This window comes from Massilia mucilaginosa (assembly GCF_011682145.1).
Lineage (GTDB): Bacteria > Pseudomonadota > Gammaproteobacteria > Burkholderiales > Burkholderiaceae_D > Telluria_A > Telluria_A mucilaginosa.
The window spans coordinates 1-2,852 of record NZ_WHJH01000122.1 but is presented as its reverse complement, the minus strand read 5'-3'; the positions used below and the strand labels follow the sequence as shown (position 1 = coordinate 2,852).

General features: G+C 52.6%; 3 protein-coding genes. All 3 read right to left on the bottom strand.

Features of this window, described 5'->3' with window-relative positions; genetic code table 11:
* Nucleotides 1-361: 361 nt before the first annotated feature.
* The 3 genes from F2P45_RS33940 to F2P45_RS33930 are packed head-to-tail and all read right to left on the bottom strand — an operon-like array spanning nt 362 to nt 2,704.
* Nucleotides 362-802: a TIR domain-containing protein gene (locus tag F2P45_RS33940; RefSeq protein ID WP_166882613.1), complete on the bottom strand. Its 441-nt coding sequence runs from the start codon at nt 800-802 to the stop codon at nt 362-364.
* Nucleotides 803-826: 24 nt separating this feature from the next.
* Nucleotides 827-2,248, bottom strand: a complete 1,422-nt coding sequence (locus tag F2P45_RS33935) for an SIR2 family protein (RefSeq protein WP_166882612.1) — start codon at nt 2,246-2,248, stop codon at nt 827-829.
* A 3-nt stretch (nt 2,249-2,251) separates the two neighbouring features.
* Nucleotides 2,252-2,704, bottom strand: a complete 453-nt coding sequence (locus tag F2P45_RS33930; RefSeq protein WP_166882611.1) for a toll/interleukin-1 receptor domain-containing protein — start codon at nt 2,702-2,704, stop codon at nt 2,252-2,254.
* Nucleotides 2,705-2,852: the final 148 nt, after the last annotated feature.

Genomic DNA, 2,852 nt, shown 5'->3' with positions numbered 1-2,852 from the left:
CACAGCGCCACGTACCTGAATCAATTACGTCATTGCGCACACTCATCATGTCTGCAATCGTGAAACGACTTCAACGATGCCCCTGCTGCAATGTGGCTCGATATAACTTATGACACAGTAAGATTAGGGTTTTCCCACTAATACAACGCTACCGGTAGCGACTCGCGTTTGAAACGGCCATGCTCGCATTCGACGCGTTTCCCGGCTCAGATTAAGTGCAAATGACGAGCGGCTCGTGCTCGCGCTATCTGCAAATATGCTCGCAATCCATGGCAGCTGCTTGCATTCGACGGCAATGAGCTCGCACTAACTGCGAATGAAATTACGCCCACTTCGACAGGCCGCTTCCGACCGGCCCGGTCTACTTGCCAGCAGCTATCGCTGCGTCCTCGACCCATTTGCCCAAATTGTCTCGACCGTTGTTATTGTTCCACTGGTAATGGGGAAAGCCCTTTACCCTTAGCGAGCAGCAAGTCGTTGTCTGCTCGTGCAAATCTTTAATTTTGCTGATATCAATGGTTAAGATCCCGTTGCCCCGGGCGACGCTTTGCTCAATTTCATACTCAACCCATATGCTCTTGTCGGTGTGCGCACCGACAAGCACCACGGTAACGGAGGTACCCAATAATTGGTTGTCGATCCAATTCTGAATAGCCTTATCTCCTTGGCGCTTAACCTGCTCAAAATCCGCCTTGTCGATGGAACCAGACTTAGTGACCCCCGTCAGAACATTGCTGTTGCGCACATTCATCGCGCGGTGTACGTCATCGTATTTGAAGCTGAAGAATACTTTGCGAGCCATATTTTCCTCCACGCGCAGTGGCGCCTATTTGTTCAAATGTCTAATTATTTCGCTGATGGTCTTGGACATTTCTTTGGGTGAATTGCTAGGATCGACGAGTTTCTGGATCTTTGGGATGACCCACTTGAACTGAGCATAGTACTTATCCAAGTCGACCGAGATTTCCTTCCATAGCTCCTCGGCCATGAAGCCAGTTGCGGCAACAGGGATTGGCAGAAGCCCATGCTCCAACGCGATCTCAAATTCGCGTCTGACCCCGTTGGCATTCACAAGGTCGCCCCCCTCAATCTTGTTTCCGAAGAAGAACAGGGCGACCCCAGCTAGGCTGATCATTCGTTGCCGATACTGTTCCCAGAGCTCCTTTAAATTCTCACCGTGCTGCGGGAAGGGGCGCACCACAAGTTGAGCCTCCGAGTACTTCTGCGGATCGCCGTAGATCGCTTCCAATGCGCCATTGATAACGGCGCTGCCGACACCCCAGCCAAAACCGTTGACCACTCGGCAGTTCGCTTTGACACAGTCAGCCGCGACATCATGAATGAAGTCGAGCGCGTCGCGTCGTGACCAAGTTCCGTATTCCTCGGCGCTCCCTGAAAAAAACACAGTGCGCTTGCGGTACAGCGCTTCAATTCTTCTTAAGATTTGGTTGATGTCGGAATAGTTGTCGACCAACAGGGTCTGGATACCGAAGCGCTTTAGGTCCTCAATGCGCAGCTCTTGTTTGCGGCGCCTGTATTTGAAGATCTCTTCATCGTCATCGGCCTGCTTCTGTGCCTCGCGCATAAAACAGTAGTGATTGCGCTTGGCTGTCCCCCCGTGAAGCCGGCTCAGCACATAATCGAGGTTTGGGTCTGTGAAGCTAAACCCGATGAACAGGAAGGTCTTAGAAACCAGGTCCCCACTCAAAGCCGTGATAAAGGGTGCACGGTCGACGTAGTACCTCTCGTATTGCTCCTTATAGATCACTGCATGTTGAGGCAAATTCACGTCACCATGCATCTTATAGACAATGGCGTCGCGCTTGGGCTTGCTAATGCTCAGATGCTCCACTTGGGATTTAACGTCTGGAACTCGGAACGCCGCGCGCAGTGCGTCCTCGATCAGGCTGTCGTAGTTGGTAGTCCAAAAACTTTGGATGGGCAGCCGCGCGATAATATCGTGCATCTCTGACGGCTCGGCCTGTTCCGAAAACTCGCGCAGGATTTTCTTGGCTAGGCCATCGCTGGTCCGCCGGCTGTTCACGTGAAATTGGGCCAGCGATATGAGGTCATGCTCCTTATCGACGTTTAGGCCCAGTTCATGCGCTATGTCTCGTAACAATTCAGGCCAGTCCACGTAGCCACACGCCTTGGACATCCCCGCGCCAGCGAAAATCGCTGCGCTGTCGTTGTGCAGGTCTTGGACAAAATCTTTGATGAAGCTATCGATAACGTTTTCTGGAGACATAGTTTAGAAACTCCTCAGGCTTTGAGGCAATTGCGAGCCTTTCTGATACCAGGACAGCGAGTTGCCTGCCGAGTTCTGGTCGATTCTGCGGTAGAGCTGAAGATACTCGTTACCATAGTAATTGCCAGAGGCGTCCCGCGTCGCGATGATCGCGATCTGCTCGTCTCGCTTCACGCCGTCTGCGAAACCCAGTTCCCAAGGACACCAGCGCGAGGTCATCGAATCCTTCGTTGCCAGAAACAGGAACACGTCGGCACCACGGATCACGCTACGGATGCGGGACGCGGTAGTAGCATCGGGCGTCTCAGGCATCGACGCGTCCTGCCAATCAATGTAGAGATCCATACCTTGCTCTTTGAGCCACTGCTGCAAGCCAATCGCTAGTTCTCGGTCCTTATGGCTGTGGCATAGGAAGCCTGTCTTCTGAAGATAGCTTTTGCTCTGTTGGTTCTTCACAAAATTTCGCGCTGCAGCGTTTGTAAGCGATCCATCAACCCCAGACTGTTCAGGAAGTCACGCCGCTGGTTAAATCGGGGGTATGCAAATCCTTCATATTCCACGGCAGCAGCGCCGCGACGTCATCCACGGTTTTCGCCGCTGGCAA